Annotated in this window: 23 protein-coding genes; 10 read left to right on the forward strand and 13 right to left on the reverse strand. The window is 71.2% G+C overall.

Going from position 1 to position 21,389, the window contains the following annotated elements:
- Positions 1-89 precede the first annotated feature (89 nt).
- Positions 90-1,091 (reverse strand): KpsF/GutQ family sugar-phosphate isomerase, encoded by a 1,002-nt coding sequence (locus AB3X10_RS07205; protein ID WP_369980297.1) that lies wholly within the window; start codon positions 1,089-1,091, stop codon positions 90-92.
- 52 nt (positions 1,092-1,143) lie between these two features.
- Here AB3X10_RS07205 and AB3X10_RS07210 point away from each other — a divergent pair, with 52 nt between their 5' ends.
- Genes AB3X10_RS07210 through AB3X10_RS07220 form a run of 3 tightly spaced genes read left to right on the forward strand, consistent with a single transcriptional unit; the run spans position 1,144 to position 3,002 of the window.
- Positions 1,144-1,374, forward strand: a complete 231-nt coding sequence (locus tag AB3X10_RS07210) for a BolA family protein (RefSeq protein ID WP_003478139.1) — start codon at positions 1,144-1,146, stop codon at positions 1,372-1,374.
- 42 nt (positions 1,375-1,416) lie between these two features.
- Complete coding sequence (murA, locus tag AB3X10_RS07215) at positions 1,417-2,691, forward strand: UDP-N-acetylglucosamine 1-carboxyvinyltransferase (protein WP_369980299.1); 1,275 nt, start codon at positions 1,417-1,419, stop codon at positions 2,689-2,691.
- Positions 2,688-3,002: an EF-hand domain-containing protein gene (locus AB3X10_RS07220; protein WP_369980301.1), complete on the forward strand. Its 315-nt coding sequence runs from the start codon at positions 2,688-2,690 to the stop codon at positions 3,000-3,002. The genes murA and AB3X10_RS07220 overlap by 4 nt, the downstream gene beginning before the upstream one ends.
- 286 nt (positions 3,003-3,288) lie before the next feature.
- Here AB3X10_RS07220 and AB3X10_RS07225 read toward each other — a convergent pair whose 3' ends face one another.
- From AB3X10_RS07225 to purM, 6 genes are all read right to left on the reverse strand, one after another.
- On the reverse strand, positions 3,289-3,972 hold the full coding sequence (locus tag AB3X10_RS07225) for a DUF3108 domain-containing protein (protein ID WP_369980302.1): 684 nt from the start codon (positions 3,970-3,972) through the stop codon (positions 3,289-3,291).
- A 2-nt stretch (positions 3,973-3,974) separates the two neighbouring features.
- Entirely contained in the window at positions 3,975-4,832 is an 858-nt protein-coding gene (locus AB3X10_RS07230; protein WP_369980304.1) for a DUF3108 domain-containing protein, read from the reverse strand.
- 65 nt (positions 4,833-4,897) lie between these two features.
- A complete protein-coding gene (purN, locus tag AB3X10_RS07235; RefSeq protein ID WP_369980306.1) occupies positions 4,898-5,551 on the reverse strand; it encodes a phosphoribosylglycinamide formyltransferase in 654 nt (217 codons plus the stop codon).
- A 3-nt stretch (positions 5,552-5,554) separates the two neighbouring features.
- Positions 5,555-5,995, reverse strand: a complete 441-nt coding sequence (locus tag AB3X10_RS07240; RefSeq protein WP_369980307.1) for a hypothetical protein — start codon at positions 5,993-5,995, stop codon at positions 5,555-5,557.
- Positions 5,996-6,005: 10 nt separating this feature from the next.
- On the reverse strand, positions 6,006-6,632 hold the full coding sequence (locus tag AB3X10_RS07245; protein WP_369980309.1) for a DUF2238 domain-containing protein: 627 nt from the start codon (positions 6,630-6,632) through the stop codon (positions 6,006-6,008).
- Between the two features lie 5 nt (positions 6,633-6,637).
- Complete coding sequence (gene purM, locus AB3X10_RS07250) at positions 6,638-7,663, reverse strand: phosphoribosylformylglycinamidine cyclo-ligase (protein WP_369981708.1); 1,026 nt, start codon at positions 7,661-7,663, stop codon at positions 6,638-6,640.
- A 128-nt stretch (positions 7,664-7,791) separates the two neighbouring features.
- On the opposite strand from purM, the gene AB3X10_RS07255 reads away from it, so the two are divergent.
- The 3 genes from AB3X10_RS07255 to hda are packed head-to-tail and all read left to right on the forward strand — an operon-like array spanning position 7,792 to position 10,813.
- Positions 7,792-8,910, forward strand: a complete 1,119-nt coding sequence (locus AB3X10_RS07255; RefSeq protein ID WP_369980311.1) for a DUF2066 domain-containing protein — start codon at positions 7,792-7,794, stop codon at positions 8,908-8,910.
- The gene (locus AB3X10_RS07260; protein WP_369980313.1) at positions 8,907-10,076 is read left to right on the forward strand and encodes an AI-2E family transporter; all 1,170 of its coding nucleotides are present in this window, start codon (positions 8,907-8,909) and stop codon (positions 10,074-10,076) included. Before AB3X10_RS07255 ends, AB3X10_RS07260 begins: the two co-directional genes overlap by 4 nt.
- Positions 10,073-10,813: a DnaA regulatory inactivator Hda gene (hda, locus tag AB3X10_RS07265; protein ID WP_369980314.1), complete on the forward strand. Its 741-nt coding sequence runs from the start codon at positions 10,073-10,075 to the stop codon at positions 10,811-10,813. The genes AB3X10_RS07260 and hda overlap by 4 nt, the downstream gene beginning before the upstream one ends.
- A gap of 198 nt (positions 10,814-11,011) precedes the next feature.
- Here hda and murU read toward each other — a convergent pair whose 3' ends face one another.
- The 4 genes from murU to AB3X10_RS07285 all read right to left on the reverse strand — a co-directional run bounded on the left by murU (position 11,012) and on the right by AB3X10_RS07285 (position 14,777).
- On the reverse strand, positions 11,012-11,743 hold the full coding sequence (murU, locus tag AB3X10_RS07270) for an N-acetylmuramate alpha-1-phosphate uridylyltransferase MurU (RefSeq protein WP_369980316.1): 732 nt from the start codon (positions 11,741-11,743) through the stop codon (positions 11,012-11,014).
- Positions 11,740-12,768 (reverse strand): aminoglycoside phosphotransferase family protein, encoded by a 1,029-nt coding sequence (locus tag AB3X10_RS07275; protein ID WP_369980318.1) that lies wholly within the window; start codon positions 12,766-12,768, stop codon positions 11,740-11,742. The genes murU and AB3X10_RS07275 overlap by 4 nt, the downstream gene beginning before the upstream one ends.
- A 72-nt stretch (positions 12,769-12,840) precedes the next feature.
- Positions 12,841-13,110 (reverse strand): GlsB/YeaQ/YmgE family stress response membrane protein, encoded by a 270-nt coding sequence (locus tag AB3X10_RS07280; protein ID WP_039956005.1) that lies wholly within the window; start codon positions 13,108-13,110, stop codon positions 12,841-12,843.
- Between the two features lie 176 nt (positions 13,111-13,286).
- Positions 13,287-14,777 carry a M20 family metallopeptidase gene (locus AB3X10_RS07285; RefSeq protein WP_369980319.1) on the reverse strand — a complete coding sequence of 497 codons (1,491 nt, stop codon included), beginning with the start codon at positions 14,775-14,777 and terminating at the stop codon, positions 13,287-13,289.
- A 133-nt stretch (positions 14,778-14,910) separates the two neighbouring features.
- Here AB3X10_RS07285 and AB3X10_RS07290 point away from each other — a divergent pair, with 133 nt between their 5' ends.
- The 4 genes from AB3X10_RS07290 to xopAW all read left to right on the forward strand — a co-directional run bounded on the left by AB3X10_RS07290 (position 14,911) and on the right by xopAW (position 18,301).
- A complete protein-coding gene (locus AB3X10_RS07290; protein ID WP_369980320.1) occupies positions 14,911-15,318 on the forward strand; it encodes a ComEA family DNA-binding protein in 408 nt (135 codons plus the stop codon).
- A 468-nt stretch (positions 15,319-15,786) separates the two neighbouring features.
- On the forward strand, positions 15,787-16,383 hold the full coding sequence (locus tag AB3X10_RS07295) for a HutD family protein (RefSeq protein WP_369981710.1): 597 nt from the start codon (positions 15,787-15,789) through the stop codon (positions 16,381-16,383).
- 121 nt (positions 16,384-16,504) lie between these two features.
- On the forward strand, positions 16,505-17,215 hold the full coding sequence (locus tag AB3X10_RS07300; RefSeq protein ID WP_369980322.1) for a response regulator transcription factor: 711 nt from the start codon (positions 16,505-16,507) through the stop codon (positions 17,213-17,215).
- A 378-nt stretch (positions 17,216-17,593) separates the two neighbouring features.
- Positions 17,594-18,301 carry a XopAW family type III secretion system calcium-binding effector gene (xopAW, locus tag AB3X10_RS07305; RefSeq protein WP_369980324.1) on the forward strand — a complete coding sequence of 236 codons (708 nt, stop codon included), beginning with the start codon at positions 17,594-17,596 and terminating at the stop codon, positions 18,299-18,301.
- Between the two features lie 460 nt (positions 18,302-18,761).
- Here the strand turns inward: xopAW and AB3X10_RS07310 are convergent, their stop codons facing one another.
- Positions 18,762-20,393: a flavodoxin domain-containing protein gene (locus AB3X10_RS07310; protein ID WP_369980326.1), complete on the reverse strand. Its 1,632-nt coding sequence runs from the start codon at positions 20,391-20,393 to the stop codon at positions 18,762-18,764.
- Positions 20,390-21,379 (reverse strand): FAD:protein FMN transferase, encoded by a 990-nt coding sequence (locus AB3X10_RS07315; protein ID WP_369980328.1) that lies wholly within the window; start codon positions 21,377-21,379, stop codon positions 20,390-20,392. Before AB3X10_RS07315 ends, AB3X10_RS07310 begins: the two co-directional genes overlap by 4 nt.
- Between the last annotated feature and the right edge of the window lie 10 nt (positions 21,380-21,389).

Genomic DNA, 21,389 nt, shown 5'->3' on the forward strand with positions numbered 1-21,389 from the left:
GTTCGCTATATCGGGGCGGGAAGGCCGGCTTTCCAGCGGCCAGGGCCAGCGGCGCAGGGCGCCGGCGGGCGGTGAACAAGTTCAGGCTGTTAAACCACCCTGGCGCGCAACAGGTCGTGAATGTTGAGCGCGCCGACCGCGCGGCCGTCGCCATCGACCACGATCAAGCCGTTGATCTTGTGGGTTTCCATCAGCCGCGCGGCCTCGGCGGCGAGCTGGTCGGCGCCGATCGTGCGCGGCTGCCGGGTCATCACGTCGGCGATGCGGGTCTGGCGCACGTCCAGCGCGCTGTCCAGGGTGCGGCGCAGGTCGCCGTCGGTGAACAGGCCGAGCAGGCGCCCGTCGCCATCGACCACCGCGGTCATGCCCAGGCGCTTGCGGCTCATCTCCACCAGCGCCTCGCTGAGGCTGGCGTCCTCGCGCACCTGCGGCAGCTCGTCGCCGCCGTGCATCACGTCGGTGATGTGCAGCAGCAGGCGCCGGCCGAGGCTGCCGGCCGGGTGCGAGCGGGCGAAATCGTCGGCGGTGAAGCCGCGCGCGTCCAGCAGCGCCACCGCCAGCGCATCGCCCAGCGCCAGCGAGGCGGTGGTGCTGGAGGTCGGCGCCAGGTCCAGCGGGCAGGCCTCGGCCGGCACGCTGACGTCCAGGTGCAGGTCGGCCTCGCGGGCCAGCGTGGACTGGGCGCGGCCGGTCATCGCGATCACCGCGTTGCCCTGGCGCTTGAGCACCGGCAGCAGCATCAGGATCTCGTCGGATTCGCCGGAATAGGACAGCGCCAGGACCACGTCGGCGTCGGTGATCATGCCCAGGTCGCCATGCCCGGCCTCGCCGGGATGCACGTAGAACGCCGGGGTGCCGGTGGAGGCGAGGGTGGCGGCGATCTTGCGCGCCACGTGCCCGGACTTGCCCATGCCGGTGGCGACCACGCGCCCGCGCGAGGCCAGGATCAGCCGGCAGGCGGCGGCGAACTCGGCGCCGATGCGCGCGCCGACCGCGCCCAGCGCGGCCTGCTCGATCTCGACCACGCGGCGGCCGCTGGCGACCAGGCCGGCGTCGTCGATCGCAGCGGGGGACAGGGGCGATACAGCCATGCGGATGCCGGTCGGAGGGTAGAATGGCCGATCATTTTATTAGGAAAGCCCGTTGGACGCCGAAACCATCCGTAAACTGATCGAGGCCGGCCTGCCTGGCGCGCGCGTGCAGGTGCAGGGCGACGACGGCGTGCACTTCGAGGCCACCGTGGTCAGCGCCGCCTTCGCGGGCAAGCTGCCGCTGGCCCGCCACCGCATGGTGTACGCCACGCTCGGCGAGCTGATGGGCGGGGCGATCCACGCGCTGGCGCTGACCACGCTGACCCCCGAGCAGGCCGGCTGAGCCGCGCGTTCCGTTCCTCTTTTTCCGAATCCCCCGAGACCCATGGCCAAAATCGTAGTGACCGGCGGCAACGCGCTGCACGGTGAAGTGAACATTTCCGGCGCCAAGAACGCGGTGCTGCCGATCCTGTGCGCGACCCTGCTGGCCGACGCGCCGGTGGAGATCACCAACGTGCCGCAGCTGCACGACGTGATCACCACGGTGAAGCTGCTCGGCGAACTGGGCGCGGAGGTCACCATCGACGAAGGCACCCTGGCGCGCGGCAGCGCGATCACCGTCGATCCGCGCAAGGTCGACCAGCACATCGCGCCGTACGAGCTGGTGCGCACCATGCGCGCCTCGATCCTGGTGCTGGGGCCGCTGCTGGCCAAGTTCGGCGCCGCCGAAGTGTCGCTGCCCGGCGGCTGCGCGATCGGCTCGCGGCCGGTGGACCAGCACATCAAGGGCCTGCAGGCGCTGGGCGCGGAGATCAGCGTCGAGAACGGCTACATCAAGGCCACCAGCAACGGCCGGCTCAAGGGCGGCCGCTACGTGTTCGACATGGTCAGCGTCACCGGCACCGAGAACGTGCTGATGGCCGCGACCCTGGCCGAGGGCACCACGGTGCTGGAGAACGCGGCGATGGAGCCGGAGGTTACCGACCTGGCCGACTGCCTGATCGCGCTCGGTGCCAGGATCGAAGGCGCCGGCACCTCGCGCATCGTGGTGCAGGGCGTGGAACGCCTGTCCGGCGGCCGCCACGCGGTGCTGCCCGACCGCATCGAGACCGGCACCTTCCTGGTCGCCGCGGCGATGACCGGCGGCAGCGTCACCGTGCGCCGCGCGCGCGCCGACACCCTTGACGCGGTGCTGGACAAGCTGGCCGAGGCCGGCGCCACGATCGAGACCGGGCCGGACTGGATCCGCCTGGACATGCACGGCAAGCGCCCGCGCGCGGTCAGCCTGACCACCGCGCCGTACCCGGCGTTCCCGACCGACATGCAGGCGCAGTTCATGGCGCTCAACTGCGTGGCCGACGGCGTCGGCGTGATCAACGAGACGATCTTCGAGAACCGTTTCATGCACGTCAACGAACTGCTGCGCCTGGGCGCGGACATTCAGGTCGAAGGCCATACCGCGATCGTGCGCGGCAGCGAGCGGCTCAGCGGCGCGCCGGTGATGGCCACCGACCTGCGCGCCTCGGCGTCGCTGATCCTGGCCGGGCTGGTCGCCGACGGCGACACCACCATCGACCGCATCTACCACCTGGACCGTGGCTACGAGAACATCGAGGAGAAGCTGGGGGCGCTGGGCGCGTCCATCCGGCGCATCGCATGATCCTCAGCGGCCGCTTCAGCCGCCGGCGCAAGGTGCTGCTGGCGGTGGTGATCCTGGTGCTGGCCTGGGTCGGCTACGCCTGGCATGCCGGCATCGCCATCACCCAGGGCGTCGAGCAGCGCGACATGGACTGGAACGGCGATGGCCAGGTCAGCCGCGGCGAGATCGCGCAGGCGTTCTACGCGGTGGGCGTGACCCGTACCCAGGACGGCCCGCGCCAGTGCAGCACCTTCTACTGGCGCGACAGCGGCGTGCAGATCCGCGTGGATTGCCGCACCACCTTCAAGGCCGCGCCGGCGGAGAAGAAGTAACGGCGTGGGACAGGGCGCTGTCTGGGCGGCGCCCGCCTCGGGAGTGCGGCGGTGCTGTTGTGGGAGCGGCTTCAGCCGCGACGCGCAGACTCGGTGTGGAGAACGTGGCTCTCGCGCGCTTGCACGTCGCAGCAGGCGCAAAGACACTCAAGTGCCATTCAAGCATCCCATCTTCAAGCGCGAATCAAGCTCGCCGCGTCGCGGCTGAAGCCGCTCCCACATAGGAAACATGATCAGTGGGGAACCGCTGTTGCGATTCCCCAATCCCGATTCCCCACTCCCGGCCTCAGCGCAGCGTCTTGATGGTCAGGTCCAGCGCGTCCTGGCCGTTCTCGCGCTGCAGGATGCGCACCGGCACCGGCATGTCCGGCACCACCCAGGCGATGATCTCCTTGGAGCCATCGCTGCGGCTGACCTTGGTCGCCTGCTCGGTCTTGCCGTTGACGGTGATGGCTTCCTTGCCGGCCACCTTGTAGGTCATCGGCTTGGCGCGGCCTTCGTCGACCATGCGGTAGCTGGGGGTCTTGCCGGCGTTGACGTCGCGCGCGATCGCCAGGTTGATCAGCAGCGCGTCCATGTCGCCGGGCTGCAGCTTCACCGGGCCGCGGCGGTCGGGCTTGACGTCGCCGGCCCAGGTCGCCTGCGAGGTGCCCCAGTCGTAGTTGGCGGTCACCGCCTTCTTCTTGATCAGGAACAGCGAGCGGTCGTCGCTGCTGAGCGGGCGCAGTTGCCCGCCCTTTTCCTCGAACACGGTGCTCTGGCTCAGGTCGGCGACCTGGTTCTTGATCGACAGGCTGTAGCGCCAGCGGTTGGCGCCTTCGCTGGCCAGGGTCATCAGGCCGTTGGCCTGCATGCCCATGTAGCTGGCCTGGTAGTCCGCCTTGAACGGCTCCAGCGCCAGGGCGGGCAGGCTGGCCATGGCCAGCAGGGCGGCGGCCAGGGCGGACAGCGGGCGGGCGATGCGTGTCATGGTCAGACTCCTTGGTATTCGGTCAGGCGCAGGTCGATGCGGTCTTCGCCGTCTTCGCGCTGCAGGATGCGCACCGGCGTCGGCACGCCGTTGGCGATCCACAGAATGGTCTCATTCTTGCCGCCATTGGTGCGCGACACGCGCAGCGCGTCGTAGCTGATGTCGCCGACCTGCACCGTCTCGGTCTGCTCGGCGGCGTGGTAGACGTGTTCGCGCACCCGGCCGACGTCGACGAAGCGGTAGCTCATGGTCTTGCCCGGCTGCGCGTCGCGCATGATCGACAGGTTGATCAGCAGTGCGCTCTGGTCGCCGGGCTGCAGCGGGATCGGCTGCTGGCGGTCCTTCTTCAGGTCGCCGTCCCAGCGCGCCACGCCCTGGCCCCAGTCGTACACGCCGGTGACCTTCTTGCCGAAGAACACCGCCTTCTTCACCGTGCTCTGGCTCTGCGGCACGTAGCGCCCGTCCTGGGTGCGGAACACCGTGCTCTGCTCGATGTTCAGGCCGAGGATGCTGGCGAAGCCGCTGCGGCCCTGCACGCCCAGGTCCACGCGCCACTGGTCGCCGCCGGTATGGCTGACTTCCATGCGCGCGTCGCCGGCCTGCTTGCCCTTGTACAGCGCCTGGTAGGTGGCCACGAACGGCTGCAGCGGCGGCGGCGTCCAGGCTTCGGCCGGCAGGCCCGGCGCCGCCGCGGCAGGCGCGCCGGGTGCGGCGGCCGTGGCCGGTGCGGCCTGGGCCGGCGCCGGTGCCGGCGCGGATGGCGCAGGCGGCGGCGCCTGCGCGAGCACGCCGACGGCTGGCGCCAGCAGGCCGAGGCTGGCCACGGCGAGAACAGCGAACTGACGCGGAAGGAGCTTCATGGGATGGCTGCGAGGGAGGGGAGTTGGGCGCGAACACGACCAGCGCGCTTCGCGCTGCGACGTATTCAGGGAATCAGCATGCCCTGGCAATCTAGGCGCAGCGGACTAAACCGGCACTGACCGTCGAGCCAGACCCTGCCATCCCGTTCAGCCAGGCGCCCGGACGCGGCCAGCTGCAGCGCCGCGCACAGCAGCTGGTGCTCGCGCGGCAACAGGCGTTGCGCCAGGTCCTCCGGGCGGTCGCCGGGCTGCACCGGCACCCGCACCTGCGCGACCACCGCGCCGGCATCCAGTTCCGGAACCACGAAGTGCACGCTGGCGCCATGCTCGGCATCGCCGGCCGCCAGCGCCTGCGCATGCGTGTGCAGGCCGCGGTACTTGGGCAGCAGCGACGGGTGGATGTTGAGCAGGCGGCCGGCGAAGCGCTGCACGAAGCCGGCGCCGAGGATGCGCATGTAGCCGGCGCAGACGATCCAGTCCGGCTGCACGGCCGCGACCGCGTCGCCCAGCGCCTGATCGAAGGCGGCGCGGTCGGGGAAGCGGCCCGGCGCCGCCGACCAGCGCTGCGCCGGCGCCACCTTGGCCAGCGCCGGCGCCTGCGCGCGGTCGCTGAACACGCCCGCCACCTGCGCGTCCAGCGCGCCGGCGGCGATCGCGTCGAGCAGCGCCTGCAGGTTGGAGCCGCGGCCGGAGACCAGCACCGCAAGACGGATCGTCATCGGCTACGCCTTCCGGAACAGGGCGATGGCGGCCGGGCGCTGCAGCACCAGCAGGGTCCACACGCCCAGTGCCGTGCCCAGCGGGAAACCCAGGCAGGTCACCACGGCGGTGGCGTTGCACAGCAGCAGGCGGCGGCGCTGGCGCAGCGCGCGCGCGGTCAGCACCTTCAGGATCAGCGAGACCAGCCCGAACGCCAGCATCGTCGACAGCAGCACGATCGCGACCACCCCGGCCTGGGCCTGGTCGGGGCTCTGGCCGACGGCGTTGAGCTCGGCCTCGCGATGCACGCCGTAGGCCAGGAGGCCGCCGACCAGCAGCAGCATCAGGCACTGCAGCCCCGCCATCACGGCATACAGCATCGCCAGGGTGCTCAGCTCGGACTCGGCACGCAGGGTCTCGGCGTGGGCGATGTCCGCAACGGGAAGGGGTGGGGGCAGTGCCATCGTCGGTCTTCTAGTGCGGGGAAGGGGGCAGACGCCCGGCGCGCCGCCACGGCCAGGCGCTGGCGCAGCCCAGCGTGGCCAGCAGCATGTCCATGTGCGCGTCCCACGGGTCGCCCTGCTGGCCGTTGTAGGACTCGGCCTGCTCGGGCGACAGCAGCAGCGCGATCAGCCATTCCAGCCATTCGTAGAGCAGGCTGGCGCACATGATCGCCATCGTCGCCAGCGTGAACGCCTGGCGCGGCGACAGCGCCGGCCAGCGCTGCCGCGCGTAGTCGCGCAGCGCCGGCGCGAAGCACAGCCCGAACAGCAGGTGGATCAGCCGGTCGGTGTGGTTGCGCTGCCAGCCGAACGCGGCGTTCGGCGACCAGCCGCCGCTCAGCGTGCGCAGCCACTGGTCGTAGGGCACGTTGGAATACAGCCAGTGCGCGGCGATGTTGTGCACGCCGATGAACAGGCAGATCGCGGCGAAGTGCGCGCTGCGCAGCGGCCAGCGGCGGTCGTGCCAGACCAGCCAGGCGATGCCCAGCACCGCCAGCGAGCTGTGCATCGCCTGTTCCGCCGGCCACAACGGATGCACCCAGCTGGCGGCGAACACCGCCAGGGTCAGCGCCAGCCAGGCGCGCTTGGCCGCCGCCATGCGGCTCAGCCGATGTGCACGCGTTCGCCGGCGCCGGCCGCCACCACTGCGCCGATCTGCCAATGCGCCAGGCCCAGCGTGTCCAGGCTGCGCTCCAGCGCGGCGACCTGGTCGGACGCGGCCACCAGCACGAAGCCGATGCCGCAGTTGAAGGTGCGCCACATCTCGCTGTCGGCGACCGCGCCTTCGCGCTGCAGCCACTCGAACACCGGCGGCAGGGTCCAGGCGCTGGCGCGGATGTCCAGGCCCAGGCCGTCAGGGATCACGCGGATGATGTTCTCGGTCAGGCCGCCGCCGGTGATGTGCGCCATCGCGTGGATGCCGTCGGCGTGCTCACCGCGCAGCAGCGACAGGATCGGCTTGACGTACAGCGCGGTCGGCGCCATCAGCGCGTCGGCCAGGGAGATGCCGCCGACCTGCAGCTCGGCCGGGCGCCCGGCGCGGTCGTAGATGCGGCGGACCAGCGAATAGCCGTTGGAGTGCGGGCCGGAGGAGGCGATGCCGATCAGCACGTCGCCCTGGCGCACCTTGGCGCCGTCGAGCAGCTGCGACTTCTCCACCGCGCCGACGGTGAAGCCGGCCAGGTCGTACTCGCCCGGCGGGTACATGTCGGGCATTTCCGCGGTCTCGCCGCCGATCAGCGCGCAGCCGGCCAGTTCGCAGCCGCGGGCGATGCCGCCGACCACCGCCACGGTGGTCTCCACGTCCAGCTTGCCGGTGGCGAAGTAGTCCAGGAAGAACAGCGGCTCGGCACCCTGCACCAGCACGTCGTTGACGCACATGCCGACCAGATCGATGCCGATGCTGTCGTGGCGGCCCAGCTGTTGCGCCAGCTTCAGCTTGGTGCCGACGCCGTCGGTGCCGGACACCAGCACCGGTTCGCGGTACTTGCCGGACAGGTCGAACAGCGCGCCGAAACCGCCCAGCCCGCCCATCACCTCGGGGCGGAAACTGCGCTTGACCAGGGGTTTGATGCGTTCGACGACGGCATTGCCGGCATCGATGTCGACGCCGGCGTCGCGGTAGGTCAACGGGGCGGCGGCGGGGGGCTGGGAAGTGGTCACGGGCGGCGGCGTCGGCGGAAAGACGGCGATTTTAACAGGCCGCATTGGCGCTACGCCCGCATTCGGGCAACAATTCGCCCCGGATACGCCGAGCAATGGAACCTTCGATGCGCCGCAGCCTTGCCTTACTCCTGTCTTTCGCGCTGTGCCTGCCTGCCGCGGCCGCCCTGGCCCAGGCCGGTCTGCGCACCGAAGGCGACGTCGCCGGCGCGCAGAGCCCCTACGATGCCGAGGTGCCGGTCAACAGCCAGAGCGAGGCCGACCGCAACGGCGCGGTGGCGCGCGCGCTGGGCGTGGTGCTGGGCAAGATCTCCGGCGACCGCGCGGTGATGTCGCGCCCCGGGGTGACCCAGGCGCTGCGCAACGCCAAGAACTTCGTCGACAGCTACGACTACCGGCAGGACCAGGGCACCTCGCCGAGCGGCGCGCCGACCTTCCGTACCACCCTGGTCGCGCGCTTCCGCCAGAGCGACGTGGACGGCCTGGCCGCGGCGCTGGGCCTGCCGCTGTGGCCGCAGCCGCGGCCCAAGCCGGTGCTGTGGCTGGCGATCGACGACGGCAGCGGCCCGCGCCTGGTCGGCGTGCAGCAGTCCAATGCCGCGCGCAGCGTGCTGGACCGGGCGATCGAGCGCGGCTACCGGCTCGGCTTGCCCACCGGCAGTGCCGCCGAACAGGCGCTGGTCGGCGCGATCTGGCGCCAGGACACCGCCGCGGTCGCCAGCGCCTCGTCGCGCTACAGCCCGCCGATGCAGCTGATCGGCAAGCTGTACCGCGGCAAGTCCGGCGGCTGGACCGCCGACTGGGTGTTCGTCGACAGCGGCAAGACGCTGTCCAGCTGGTCGGTCAGCGACGCCGACGCGCGCCGGGCCATGGCCGGTGGCGCCGACGGCGCCGCCGACGCGCTGGTCAAGCGCTACGCCAAGGCCGCCAGCACCGGCCCGGCCGGCGTCTACCGGGTCCTGATCAGCGGCATCAGCAGCGCCGACGACTACCTGCGCGTGTCCGCGGCGCTGCAGAACACCTCGGTGGTGCGGCGCATCGTGCCGATCCAGGCCAGCGGCGACCGCCTGGAACTGGACCTGGACCTGCTCAGCGGCGTGTCCGGGCTGAACCGCATGCTCGGCGCCGACAGTCCGTTGCAGCCGGTGACGGTGCCGACCGAGGGCGGTCCGATCATTCTCAATACCGAGCGCACGGAGTACCGGCTCAAATGACGCTGTCCCCCGAAGCGGAAATCGCGCAGTTCCTGCGCCGCCTGAAATGGGCCGCGGTGATCCTGGGCGTGCTGTGGGTGGTGGCGCTGCTGGCGCCGATCCTGACCCCGTTCGTGCTGGCGCTGCTGCTGGGCTGGCTCGGCGACCCGCTGGTCGACCGCCTGGAGCGCGCCGGCCGTTCGCGCAACATGGCGGTGAGCCTGGTGTTCGTGCTGATGCTGCTGTTGCTGGTGCTGGCGCTGCTGATCCTGGTGCCGATGCTGGAACGGCAGATCGTCACCTTCATCAACGTGCTGCCGCAGGCGCGCGACTGGTTCACCGGCACCGCGATCCCGTGGGCCGAGCAGAAGACCGGGCTGCAGCTGATGGCCTGGCTGGATCCGGAGCGGCTGATCGAGTGGATCCGCGGCCACTGGCAGCAGGCCGGCGGCGTCGCCGCGACCTTCTTCGGCTACCTGTCGCGCTCGGGCTTCGCGATGGTCACCTGGGTGGTGAACCTGGTGCTGCTGCCGATCCTGACCTTCTACTTCCTGCGCGACTGGGACATCCTGGTCGAGCGCGTGGCTGCGACCATCCCGCGCAACCACGTCGCCACCGTCGGCCGCCTGGCGCGGGAGTCCAACGACGTGCTGGGCGCGTTCATCCGCGGCCAGTTCCTGGTGATGCTGGCGCTGGGCGTGATCTACGCCGGCGGGCTGAGCCTGGTCGGACTCAACCTGGGCCTGTTGATCGGCATCATCGCCGGCCTGATCAGCTTCATCCCGTACCTGGGCGCGACCACCGGCATCCTGCTCGCGGTGCTGGCCGCGCTGGTCCAGGCCAAGGGCTTCGACCTGCAGCTGCTGATCCTGGTCGGCGTGGTGTTCACCGTCGGCCAGCTGCTGGAGAGCTACGTGCTGACCCCGCGCATCGTCGGCGACAAGATCGGCCTGCACCCGGTGGCGGTGATCTTCGCGGTGATGGCCGGCGGCCAGCTGTTCGGTTTCCTCGGCATGCTGCTGGCGCTGCCGGTGGCGGCGGTGGCCAACGTGCTGCTGCACTACCTGCACGAGCAGTACCGGCAGAGCGAGCTGTACGCCGGCGACAAGTCGGCGATCCTGCTCGATGGCAGCGCCGAGCGCGCGCCGTTGATCGAACTGCCGCCGCGTAGCCCCGACCAGCCGTGAGCGTGCCGCAGCTGCCGCTGGCGTTGCGCTATCCGCCGGAGCAGCGCTTCGACCGCTATGTCGGCGCGCCGGCGGGGCTGCTGGCGCAATTGCAGGCCGTCGCCGACGGCCGCGACCTGGACTGGATCTACCTGTCCGGCCCCGCCGGCACCGGCAAGACCCACCTGGCGCTGGCGCTGTGCGCGGCGGCCGAGCAGGCCGGGCGCAGCGCCGCCTACCTGCCGCTGCAGGCCGCGGCGGGGCGCCTGCGCGACGCGCTGGAAGCGCTGGAAGGGCGCGACCTGGTCGCGCTGGACGGACTGGAGGCGATCGCCGGCCAGCGCGAGGACGAAGTGGCGCTGTTCGATTTCCACAATCGTGCGCGCAGCGCCGGGGGCACCCTGCTGTACACCGCGCAGGCGATGCCCGACGGCCTGGCGCTGTGCCTGCCCGACCTGCGCTCGCGGCTGGCGCAGTGCACGCGCATCGCGCTGTCGCCGCTGGACGACGCCGGCCGCGCCGCGGTGCTGCGCGAGCGCGCGCAGCGGCGCGGCCTGGTGCTCGAGGATGCGGCGATCGACTGGCTGCTGACCCATGCCGGCCGCGACCTGGCCGGCCTGGTCGCGCTGCTGGAACGGCTGGACCGCGAATCGCTGGCGGCGCAGCGGCGGGTCACGGTGCCGTTCTTGCGCAGGCTGGGAATGGGGAGTGGGGAATCGGGAATGGGGAGTGGGGAATCGGGAATGGGGAAAAGCTGACACCGCCGCAACCAGAAGCCGCGCTGCGAACTCGGTAAGCGATTTTCCCTGCTTGGGCGATGCACGGCATCCCCGATCTCCCAAAAACTCGACGCACGCACTCGCGTTTCATCAGCCGTGCCTGGCGTGCCGTTCTCGGAATCGACGTTCTTAGAGGGGGTTGCGCGCCACCGTGACGCGGACAACCCCGTGGGAACCTCAGCTTTTCCCCATTCCCGATTCCCCATTCCCGATTCCCAGCTCTCCATCCAGCTCCGCCAACCGCTGCGGCGTCCCCACGTCGGTCCAGCGGCCGCGGTGGTGCAGGCCGTGGATGCGGCCGGCGGCCATGTGCGCGCGCAGGATCGGCGCCAGCGCGAAGCGCGGCGGGGTCGCGTGTTCCGCGGGCGGCGTGGCGAACGCCGCCTGCCAGTCGCGCAGCAGCTCCGGGCGATAGACGCCGATGCCGGCATAGGTCAGCAGCGCGGCGCCGTCGCTGCGCACGCTGGCGTCGGCGTGCAGGGCGAAATCGCCGCGCGCGGCGTAGGCCGGCGGATCCACCAGCACCAGCTGCGCCAGTCCGGCCGGTTCCGGCGCCAGCTGCGCGAAATCGAAATCGGTCCAGATGTCGCCGTTGACCAGCAGGAACGGCGCCGGCCCGAGCAGCGGCAAGGCGTGCAGCATGCCGCCGCCGGTCTCCAGCGGCGTGGCGCCTTCGTGGGAATAGGCGATGCGCAGGCCGAACGCGCTGCCGTCGCCGAGCGCCTGCGGGAACTGCTCGGCCAGCCACGAGGTGTTGATCACCACCTCGCGCACGCCGAGTGCGGCGAGTTTGCGCAGGTGCCAGACGATCAACGGCGTGCCGCCCACGCTCAGCAGCGGCTTGGGCGTGCGTTCGGTCAGCGGCCGCATGCGCTCGCCGAAGCCGGCGGCGAAGATCAGCGCCTTCATGCGCCAGCCGCCGCGCGCTGCGCCAGCGTCGGCTTGATCCGCGCCTGCAGCAACTGCGCCAGCGGTTGCAGGGCGGGGTGCCGCGGCAACACCTCGTCGAGGTAGCCGATGAAGCGCGGCACGTTGTCCAGGTACCAGGCCTTGCCGTCGCGGTAGTTCAGCCGCGCGAAGATGCCCAGGTTCTTCAGGTGCCGCTGCACCCCCATCCAGTCCGCGTCGCGCAGGAACTGCGCCAGCGGCGGCAGCGCGATCCCGGCCTGCAGCGCCCGCGCGTGGTAGCGCGCCAGCCACGCGTCGACCCGCGCCAGCGGCCAGCTCACCGTGGTGTCCTTGAACAGGCTGACCGGATCGTAGGCCACCGGGCCGAGCACGCAGTCCTGGAAATCCAGCACCGCCGGGCCGTCGGCCACCGGCATCAGGTTGCGCGGCATGAAGTCGCGGTGCACCAGCACCCGCGGCTGCGCCAGCGCGTTGTCCATCAGCTGGCGTTGCACCGCATGCAGCGCCTCGCGTTCGGCGGCGTCCAGGGTCAGCCCCAGATGGCGCTGCAGGAACCATTCCTCGAACAGCCCGGCGTCGCGTTGCAGCAGCGCCTCGCCGAACACGCCCAGCTCCGGCGGCGGCGCGATCGCCTGCAGCCGCAGCAGCTGCCCGAGCGCGGCATCGAACTGGACATCGGCCGAGGCCGGGTCCAGGGTCTGCGCCAGGGTCGGTCCGCCCAGGTCTTCCAGCAGCAAAAAGCCGGCATCCGCGTCCTGCGCCAGGATCGCCGGCACGCGCACGCCGCCATCCTGCAGCAGTGCGTGCATGCGCAACCACGGCCGCACGTCCTCCAGGCCGGGCGGGGAATCCATCAGCACGCGGCTGGCGCCGATGCCGTGGCTGCGCCAGTAGCTGCGCCAGCCGGCGTCGATGGACGCGCGCTGCAGCGTCGCCTGCGCGTCGCCCAGCGCGGCGTGCGCCCAGTGCAGGCGTTGCGCTGCGCGCAGGTCCTGCGCATCGGGAAGATCGGGACTGGAACTCATCGGCGCGCCGCGGCGGACATTGGCCGCACAGCGTAAACGCGCGGCGCCGGCGTGGCGAGCCGTGGCGCGACCTCAGCGCTTGCCGAGGAACAGCCGCAGCAGCGCGAGCAGGGCGATGGCGCCGAGCAGCGCGCCGAGGAAACCGGCCGGCTCGCCGCGGCTGTACCAGCCCATGTAGTGGCCGAACCAGCCGGCCACCAGCGCGCCGGCGATGCCGAGCAGCACGGTGAACAGGCAGCCGGAGCGTCCGCCGCTCGGACCCAGGAAGCGCGCCAGCAGGCCGACCACGAATCCCACCAGGATGACGTACAGCCAGCTGTCGCTGCCGAACAGGTTGTGCATGGAGGCGTACCGGAACGTGGAAGTGAAGCGGATCGTGCCAGATTCGGCCGCGCTGCGGCGTGCACGACGCAGCGGCCGGCGACCGCCTTTAAGCGGCCGTGCAGGCGCGGCGCGCGCACGCGCCATTCACTCCTCGCATCCGCCGCGCACCGGGCCGGCGCGCGGCGGTCGTGCGCTCAGCAGCAGCCGTGCGCGCCGTGCTGCTCGCCGCCGGCAACCGCGGCGCTGCCGGTGGTCTCGCCGCGCACGCTGGCCGCATGGTGCTCGGCGATCACCTTCGACACGCAGGCGGTGACCCGCTTGCCCATCGGGATGTGCAGGAACTCGTTCGGTCCGTGCGCGTTGGAATGCGGACCGAGCACGCCGGTGATCATGAACTGCGCGCCGGGGAACTTCTCGCCGAGCATGCCCATGAACGGGATCGAGCCGCCTTCGCCCATGTACATCGCCGGCTTGCCGAATGCCGCCTGCGACGCGGCCTCGATCGCCCCGGTCAGCCACGGCGACTGCGCCGGCGCGTTCCAGCCCGAGGACGACTTCTCCAGCGCCAGCGCCACCTGCGCGCCGCACGGCGGATCGCGCAGCAGCACGTCCTTCAGCAGCTCGCCGGCGCGCTTGCCGTCCAGCGTCGGCGGCAGGCGCAGCGACAGCTTCACCGCGGTCTGCGGGCGCAGCACGTTGCCGGCCGAGGCCAGCGGCGGCAGGCCGTCGGCGCCGGTCACCGACAGCGCCGGGCGCCAGGTGCGGTTGAGCACCAGCTCGGCCAGGTCTTCGTGCATCGGGCGCATCCCGGGCAGGAACGGGAACTTGCTGTAGACCTCGTCGCCCAGCACCTCGGCGACCTTGCGCGCCTGCGCCAGGCGTTCGTCCGGAATCTCCGCGTACAGGCCCTCGACCTTGATCTTGCCGGTGGCCTCGTCCTCCAGCCGCGACAGCAGCTCGCGCAGCACGCGGAAGCTGGACGGCACCACGCCGGAGGCGTCGCCCGAATGCACGCCTTCGCTGAGCACCTTGACGCTGAAGTTGCCGCCGGCCAGGCCGCGCAGCGAGGTGGTGCACCACAGCTGCTCGTAGTTGCCGCAGCCCGAATCCAGGCACACCACCAGCGACGGCTTGCCGATGCGTTCGGCCAGGTGGTCGACGTAGGCGGGCAGGTCGTAGCTGCCCGATTCCTCGCAGGCCTCGATCAGGATCACGCAGCGCGCGTGCGGGATGCCCTGGTCCTGCAGCGCCAGGATCGCGGCCAGCGAACCGAACAGCGCGTAGCCGTCGTCGGCGCCGCCGCGGCCGTACAGGCGGTCGCCCTTGAGCACCGGCGTCCACGGGCCCAGGTCGGCGTCCCAGCCGGTCATCTCCGGCTGCTTGTCCAGGTGCCCGTACAGCAGCACCGTGTCGGCCCCGGTCTCGGCGCCGGTGGCCGGCACTTCCAGATAGATCAGCGGGGTGCGTCCTTCCAGCTGCACCACCTCGACCTGCAGGCCGGGGATCGCCTGCGCCCGCGCCCAGCGCTCCATCAGCCGCACCGCATCGTCCATATAGCCATGGGCGACCCAATCGGCGTCGAACATCGGCGATTTGTTGGGGATGCGGATGTAATCGACCAGCTGCGGGACGATGTCGTCGTCCCACTTCTCGCTGAGGAAACGGTCGATCTTGGCACTGTCCATGGAACGCTCCGAAATTGTTGCAATAAAGAGAAGGCGGCCATTCTACGCCGCGACCCCCGTGTAGGGTTTTTCCTACACGTTGACGCGCCGTTTACCTGCTGTTTGGAAAGGGCGTTGGCGATAGGCTGTACCCATGTGGCGAGGGATGCTTTCGACACCGGCAGGAGAGGCCGGTGACGTCCCCATCCAAGTCACAAGGAGTGTTGCCATGCAGTCTTTTATCGTGGTCCTGAAGTCTCTGGTCCTGGCGTTGCTGCTGACCGGTTCCGCGCTTGCCGCGGACAAGGTCAACGTCAACTCCGCTAGCGCAGCGGAAATCGACCGGGTGTTGCTGAACGTGGGTGCCTCCAAGGCACAGGCGATCGTCGACTACCGACAGGCACACGGGCCCTTCAAAAGCGTCGAGGACCTGGCGCTGGTGAAGGGAATCGGACTCAAGACGGTCGAACGGAACCACGACCGGATCGAAGTGGGAGCCACGAAGGCGACCACGCCGACGGCAGCCAGGACGGCTGCCGCCAAGCCGGTGGAAAGGCGTTAAAGGGATTTGAGAGGTAAAGGGATTTACGGCATTAAAGGGATTTGAAAGGACAGATACGGCTGGCGCAGGACGCGCGGTCGCGACCTCACTGAGCAGGATGCCCAGGGGGGAGGCAGGAAGCCGACATGGACGTACATCGTCGCCCGGTGTTGCACAGTGACGTGCAGCCGGGCGACGTTTTTTATGGGCGATGGTTTTGTGTCGGCTGTCCTGGGCGGTTGCCCGGCCCTATTGCCCTTTCTGGTTGCCCGGCGACGTCGGCCTGCCATCGTCGCCTGCCGGCGCCGCCTAGCTGCCGCGACGCCGTGTCGCACGCGCCCGCTGGCGAACTGCGATTCTCTCAAGGCCGACGAATGGCGCGCTGCCGGCGCCGATCGCCGCTGCGGGCCGCGGCAGGCGGACGCCGGCCGGCAGCGGTGCGTCCGATGCCGGCCGATCGTGCAGAATGCGCCGATGGACTGGTGCAACATGCCTTCGCGGGTGATCCCCGCCAACGACTATCGCCGCGAGCGCTGGCGCAACGGACTGGGCTGGACCCGGGAGATCCTGCGCCTGCCGCAGCCCGGCAGCGACGACTGGCTGCTGCGCCTGTCGATCGCCGAGATCGAGCAGGACGCGGCCTTTTCCAGCTTCCCCGGCATCGACCGGGAACTGGTGCTGCTGCGCGGCGCCGGCCTGCGCCTGCGCTTCGACGACGGCGCCGAGCACCTGCTGGAGCCGCCGTACGCGCGGCTGCGCTTCGCCGGCGAGCGGCCGCTGCGCGGCGAATTGCTCGACGGCCCGACCCACGACTTCAACCTGATGTGGCGCCGCGACCGGCTGGCCACCCAACTGCTGCACCGGCCGCTGGTCGGGCCGATGCTGTTCTTCGCCGAACCCGGAATCCATTGGGTCGTTCATCTTCTGGCAGGGCAGGCGCGGTTCGATGCGGACTGCGGATTGCCGCCGCTGGCCGCCGGCGACAGCGCCTGGCTGAGCGCCAACGCCAGGCAGCGCTTCGCTTTGAGCGGTGGCGGCGAGCTGCTGGCGATCCGCATCGAGCCGCTGCCGGCGCCCGCCGACTGAGCCGCAGGCGCCGCGCGCACGGCGCTTGCAGCGTTGCCGCCGACCGCGTCCAATGCGCGAACGCGGCTATCCCGGAGCCGTGGACCGGAACGAACAGGTGGCCTCGGATAACAGCAGGTGGTTGGCGAAAGTAGTGGTGGTGGACGACGACGCGGCCTTGCGCGACCGGATTCGCGATTATCTGGCCCGTTTCAACTTGCAGGCGCACGACGCCGAAAACGGCGCGCAGCTGTATGCGCAACTGGCGGCCGATCGCTACGACGCGGTGCTGCTCAATGCCGGCCTCGGCGGCGGCGAAGGGCTGAACCTGTGCCGGCAACTGCGCGACCGTGGCGGCATCGCGATCGTGATGATGGCCGACCAGGCCGAGCCGGTGGATCGCGTGATCGGCCTGGACCTGGGCGCGGACGACTACCTGAGCCGGCCGCTGGACTTGCGCGAACTGGTGGCGCGGCTCAACGCGGTCTTGCGGCGTACCCGCGCAGCGCCGGCGCCGACGCCGCCGCAGGACGGCGCCTGGCAGGTCGATGCCTATCGGCACCAGGCGGTGACGCCGGACGGCCGCGCGATCCCGCTGTCGCCCAGCGAGCTGCGGCTGATGGCGGTGTTCCTCGAGCAGCCGGGCAACGTGCTCAGCCGCGAGGACCTGCGCGCGGCGATCGGCGACAGCGACGGCAGCGTGCCGCAGGGCGGGCGCGGCATCGACCTGCAGGTGTCGCGGCTGCGGCAGAAGCTGGGCGACGATCCGCTGGTGCCGCAATGGATCCGCACCGTGCGCGGCAAGGGCTATCTGTTCGAGCCGCATAAGCTGGGAATGCCCGCCGCACGCTGATCCCGTGCCGCGTGGCTGACGGCTTCGATGTCGGTATAGCCGGGCCTGCACGCGGTGCATCGCCCGGCCGCATCGTCTGTCGGCACCGCTTGCGGTGCAGCGCTCATGGCCGCGCCCATGCGGCCGGCGCCATGGCAGTGCCTGTCCGCGCGCGCGGCGCGCGTTCGACAAGCGAATGCCTCGCGCCGCTGCGCGCCGCATCGTCGGCAGCCGCTGCCATGTGATTCGTGTCGCGTGTTTCAGGATCGATACAAAGCCGATATCTGGCTGACAAACCCTGCATCGACACTGCATGCGTCGGGTTGCCGCGTCGGCGCAGCCATGACCGCAGCGATGGCTGCATTCCACGCCTGCATTTCGTGACCACAGGGGGTCAGCATGATCAGCAGCATCAGCAGTGGCAGTTCGGCCTATGCCGTCAGCCGCACCAGCACGGCCAGCAGTGCGGCAGCGCAGACGACGCAGGCCGAAAAGCAGAATCCGCTCCAGCAATTGTTCAAGAGCATCGACAGCGACGGCGACGGCAGCCTCAGCAGTTCGGAGCTGAGCACTGCGCTGAAGTCGAGCGACAGCGACACCGATTCCAGCATCGATATCGACGGCTTGCTCGGCCTGCTCGACCAGGATGGCGGCGGCACCGTCAGCGAAAGCGAGTTCGCCCAGGCCTTGCAGCCGCCGCCGCCGCGTGGCGATGGCGGTGGCGACAAGGTGGACGCCGAATCGCTGCTCAACAGCCTGGATACCGATGGCGACGGCACCATCAGCAGCGACGAGTTGAGCGCCGCGAGCAAGGACAGCGACAGCAGCGACCTGTTCGCCACGCTCGACAGCGACCAGGACGGGGCGATCAGCCTGCAGGAACTCAAGGACGGCACGCGTCCGATGGGGCCGCCGCCGCCGCGCGGTGCCGAGGGCAGCGACGCGGCCAGCGCCAGTGCCGCTACCGGCAGTTCCAGCGCCAGTTCGGATTCCAGTTCCAGCAGCGCGCAGGATGCCTACGCCCTGCTGGCGCAACTGGCGTCGAACCAATACCGCAGCTTCGCCAGCGGCGTCAGCGCGTCGACCTCGTTCTCCGTCGCCGCCTGACCGCGACGGTCCGCCTTCGCGGCGGACCGTTCGCTGCGTTTTCCGCCGATGCTGCGGTGAGCATGCGTCGCCTGGCGCCACCGCGGCCTCAGGATCCTCTGCATGACGCCGCGTGCAGTCTGCGCATCGTGCGTGTCGCCGGCAGGGCCTGCGCGGGACGCATGACGTGGTGCCGACAAGAGCGTGGGAGCGACTCAGGGTGGCCTGGCGTCATCAGTCGCGGCAGGCCGTCCCGACAGAACCCGCCGGGAGCGCTGGCTCGACCACGCGATCTCGCTCTGCGCGTCCTGTGCCTGTCACCGGATCGAGCAAGCGCTGCAGGCCGTGCCAATGACGGGAGCGTCGGTCTTGCACGGCCGATCGCTTCCGGCAGCGACGGGCATCCGCGACGTCGCGTTGCGGATGCGCATGGCAAGGTCGTGGGCAAGGCGCCGCGTGGCGGCGTCGTGGCGACACGGGCTCAGTACACGTCGCGCCGGTAGCGTCCTTCCAGCAACAGGGTTTCCTTGCCCAGCCGCCCCAGCACCTCTTCGAGCACCGCGTCCACGCCGGGGGCCATGCCGCGCAGGCTGCCGCAGACGTAGATCGCCGCGCCTTGCGCGACCCAGTCACGCAGCTCCGGCGCGGCCGCGCGCAGGGCGTCCTGCACGTAGCGGTGCGCGCCGGCGTCGCGCGAGAACACCGCATCCAGCCGCTGCACTGCGCCGTCCGCCAGCCAGGCGCGCAGCTCGTCGCCGTAGTGGTCGTCGTGCGCGGCATGGCGTTCGCCGTACAGCAGCCAGGTGCGGGTCGCGCCGGCGTCGATGCGCGCGCGCAGGTGCGCGCGCAGCCCGGCGATGCCGGTGCCGTTGCCGATCAGGATCAGCGGCCGCGCCGGATCGGCTGGCGGGTGGAAGTTCGGATTCGGGCGCAGCCGCAGGGCGATCTCTGCGCCGATCGGCGCGTCGTCGCACAGCCAGCCGCTGCCCAGGCCGGGCGTGCCGTCGGCGCGCAGGACGCGGCGCAGCAACAGGCGCAATGTGCCGTCGCTGGGCATCGAGGCGATCGAGTATTCGCGGTGCGGCAACGGCTGCAGGCGCGCGGCCAGCGCCGCAGGCGCGGTGCCGGCGGCCTGGTCCGGCTCAGGCAGGTGGCTGCGCGCCAGCAATGCGGCCAGCGTGGTCGGCGCGTGTCCGGGGCGTTGCAGCGTCGCCGTGCCGTCGATGCCGCTGGCCTGCAGCCAGGCCTGCACCGCGGCCTCGCCATGGCAGGGGCCGATCTCGGCCAGGTCGCCGGCCTGCCACGCAGGCAGTGCGTCGTCGGCGGGCAGCAGCGCCAGCTCGAACACCGCGCCGCCGACGCTGCCGGGATTGCACAGGCGCCGCTGCTGCAGCTGCCAGCGCTGGTAGGCCGGCGGGCTCCAGTCGGGTTGCTCGCTGGCGCCGGCCAGTTGCCCGAGCAATTGCTGCCAGTGGCGCAGCGCGTCGGCGTCGGCGTTGTCCACGTCGATGCGGTCGAACAGCGGATGCGCGCCGTGCTGGCGCAGCCAGGCGTCGAGCTGGCGGCCGAACGCGCAGAAGTGGTCGTAGCCGCGATCGCCCAGCGCCAGCACCGCGTAGCGCAGCTGCGGCAGCGCGTGTGGCTGCGCCATCGTCTGGCGCAGGAACGGCAGCGCGTGATCGGGCGGGTCGCCTTCGCCGGTGGTGCTGACCACGAACAGCGCCTGGCTGGCGCCGGCCAGCTCGGCCGCGCCGACCTTCTGCAGCGGCAACACGCGCACCGCCTGGCCGGCCGCGCGCAATGCCGCCGCGCTGCGCAGCGCCAGTTGCTGGGCAAAGCCGGTCTGGCTGGCCCAGGCCAGCAGCAGCGGCGCGTCGGCCTGCCTGCCGCCGCGCTGCACGCCGCGGCGGCCGCGCCACCACAGCCACAGGCAGGCCGCCGCGTATGCCGCCGTCGCCAGCGCCGCGCAGACGATGCGCTGCCGCGACGGCATGCCGCTCCACCAGGGGTGCGGGTGCAGCCGCAGCAGCGCGTAGCCGATCGCGCCCAGCAGCGCGAACGTCGCCACGTGGCCGACGCGGTTCCAGTCGCGTGGGGACCGCGGCCGGCTCATGCGTCGAGCAAGGTGGCGAAGGCGCTGCTGAGCCGCTCCTGCACGCGCTCGCCGTCGCGCAGCAGGAAGCGTGCGGCCAGCCGTTCGCGTTCGGCGCAGGCCAGGCCGGCGTCGGCGCCGAGCACGCTCAGCGCGGTGGCCCAGGCATCGGCCTGCATCGCATCTGCGGCGACCACGCTGACCGCCGCCAGCGTCGCCGCGATCGGCATGCCGCTGCGCGGATCCAGGGTATGGCTGTAGCGCTGGCCGTCCTGCTCGAAGCGGTGCCAGCGATCGCCGGAGGTGGCGACCGCGTGGCCGTCCAGCGCCAGCACCCGCGGCGGCGTCGGCGCCTGCGCGTCCTCGTCCGGCGCCGACTCGACCAGCACCCGCCACGGCTGCCCGTCGGGCTTGCGGCCGTAGCCGTAGAGTTCGCCGCCGACCTCGACCAGCGCGCTGGCCACGCCCTGCGCCCGCAGCTCGCGCACCGCCAGGTCCACGCCGTAGCCCTTGGCGATCGCCGACAGGTCCAGGCGCAGCCCGCCGGGCTGGCGCAAGCGGCCATCGGCTTCATCCACGACCAACTGCCGCCAGTCGCCGGCGGCGCGCGCCTGGCGCAACGCATCCGCATCGGGCACGTGCTGGCGCCCGGCGTCGGCGCCGAAGCCCCACAGCCCCAGCACCGCGCCGATGCTGGGGTCGAACGCGCCGTCGCTGCGCCGGGCGATCTCCACCGCGCAGCGCAGCACCTCGGCGAACGCCGCGGGCAACACGTGCACGCTGCCGGCGGTGGCGCGGTTGTAGCGGCTGATGTCCGAGTCCGCTTGCCAGGTGCTCATCTGCGCAACCACCCGGTCCAACTGCGCCTGGATCGCCGCGTGCAGCGGATGCAGGTCGCGGCGGCGGCGCAGCACCAGCTTCGCGCTCCAGGTGGTGCCCATGCTCTGCCCGCCGAGCGTGGCGATCTCGGTCTCGGTGTCGGCCTGGGGCGCGCGCGGCGTGTTCATGCCGCCACGT

Origin of the sequence: Xanthomonas sp. DAR 80977 (genome assembly GCF_041240605.1) — a bacterium.
Lineage (GTDB): Bacteria > Pseudomonadota > Gammaproteobacteria > Xanthomonadales > Xanthomonadaceae > Xanthomonas_A > Xanthomonas_A bundabergensis.

Excerpts from the sequence above, each read along its gene's own strand:
- AB3X10_RS07205 (WP_369980297.1), bottom strand. The coding sequence starts at position 1,091 with ATGGCTGTATCGCCCCTGTCCCCCGCTGCGATCGACGACGCCGGCCTG.
- AB3X10_RS07285 (WP_369980319.1), bottom strand. The coding sequence starts at position 14,777 with ATGGACAGTGCCAAGATCGACCGTTTCCTCAGCGAGAAGTGGGACGAC.
- AB3X10_RS07255 (WP_369980311.1), top strand. The coding sequence starts at position 7,792 with ATGGAACCTTCGATGCGCCGCAGCCTTGCCTTACTCCTGTCTTTCGCG.
- AB3X10_RS07260 (WP_369980313.1), top strand. The coding sequence starts at position 8,907 with ATGACGCTGTCCCCCGAAGCGGAAATCGCGCAGTTCCTGCGCCGCCTG.
- AB3X10_RS07220 (WP_369980301.1), top strand. The coding sequence starts at position 2,688 with ATGATCCTCAGCGGCCGCTTCAGCCGCCGGCGCAAGGTGCTGCTGGCG.
- AB3X10_RS07245 (WP_369980309.1), bottom strand. The coding sequence starts at position 6,632 with ATGGCGGCGGCCAAGCGCGCCTGGCTGGCGCTGACCCTGGCGGTGTTC.
- purN (WP_369980306.1), bottom strand. The coding sequence starts at position 5,551 with ATGACGATCCGTCTTGCGGTGCTGGTCTCCGGCCGCGGCTCCAACCTG.
- AB3X10_RS07280 (WP_039956005.1), bottom strand. The coding sequence starts at position 13,110 with ATGCACAACCTGTTCGGCAGCGACAGCTGGCTGTACGTCATCCTGGTG.
- xopAW (WP_369980324.1), top strand. The coding sequence starts at position 17,594 with ATGATCAGCAGCATCAGCAGTGGCAGTTCGGCCTATGCCGTCAGCCGC.
- AB3X10_RS07290 (WP_369980320.1), top strand. The coding sequence starts at position 14,911 with ATGTGGCGAGGGATGCTTTCGACACCGGCAGGAGAGGCCGGTGACGTC.
- AB3X10_RS07225 (WP_369980302.1), bottom strand. The coding sequence starts at position 3,972 with ATGACACGCATCGCCCGCCCGCTGTCCGCCCTGGCCGCCGCCCTGCTG.
- AB3X10_RS07230 (WP_369980304.1), bottom strand. The coding sequence starts at position 4,832 with ATGAAGCTCCTTCCGCGTCAGTTCGCTGTTCTCGCCGTGGCCAGCCTC.
- AB3X10_RS07275 (WP_369980318.1), bottom strand. The coding sequence starts at position 12,768 with ATGAGTTCCAGTCCCGATCTTCCCGATGCGCAGGACCTGCGCGCAGCG.
- AB3X10_RS07310 (WP_369980326.1), bottom strand. The coding sequence starts at position 20,393 with ATGAGCCGGCCGCGGTCCCCACGCGACTGGAACCGCGTCGGCCACGTG.
- AB3X10_RS07295 (WP_369981710.1), top strand. The coding sequence starts at position 15,787 with ATGCCTTCGCGGGTGATCCCCGCCAACGACTATCGCCGCGAGCGCTGG.
- murU (WP_369980316.1), bottom strand. The coding sequence starts at position 11,743 with ATGAAGGCGCTGATCTTCGCCGCCGGCTTCGGCGAGCGCATGCGGCCG.
- AB3X10_RS07240 (WP_369980307.1), bottom strand. The coding sequence starts at position 5,995 with ATGGCACTGCCCCCACCCCTTCCCGTTGCGGACATCGCCCACGCCGAG.
- AB3X10_RS07315 (WP_369980328.1), bottom strand. The coding sequence starts at position 21,379 with ATGAACACGCCGCGCGCGCCCCAGGCCGACACCGAGACCGAGATCGCC.
- murA (WP_369980299.1), top strand. The coding sequence starts at position 1,417 with ATGGCCAAAATCGTAGTGACCGGCGGCAACGCGCTGCACGGTGAAGTG.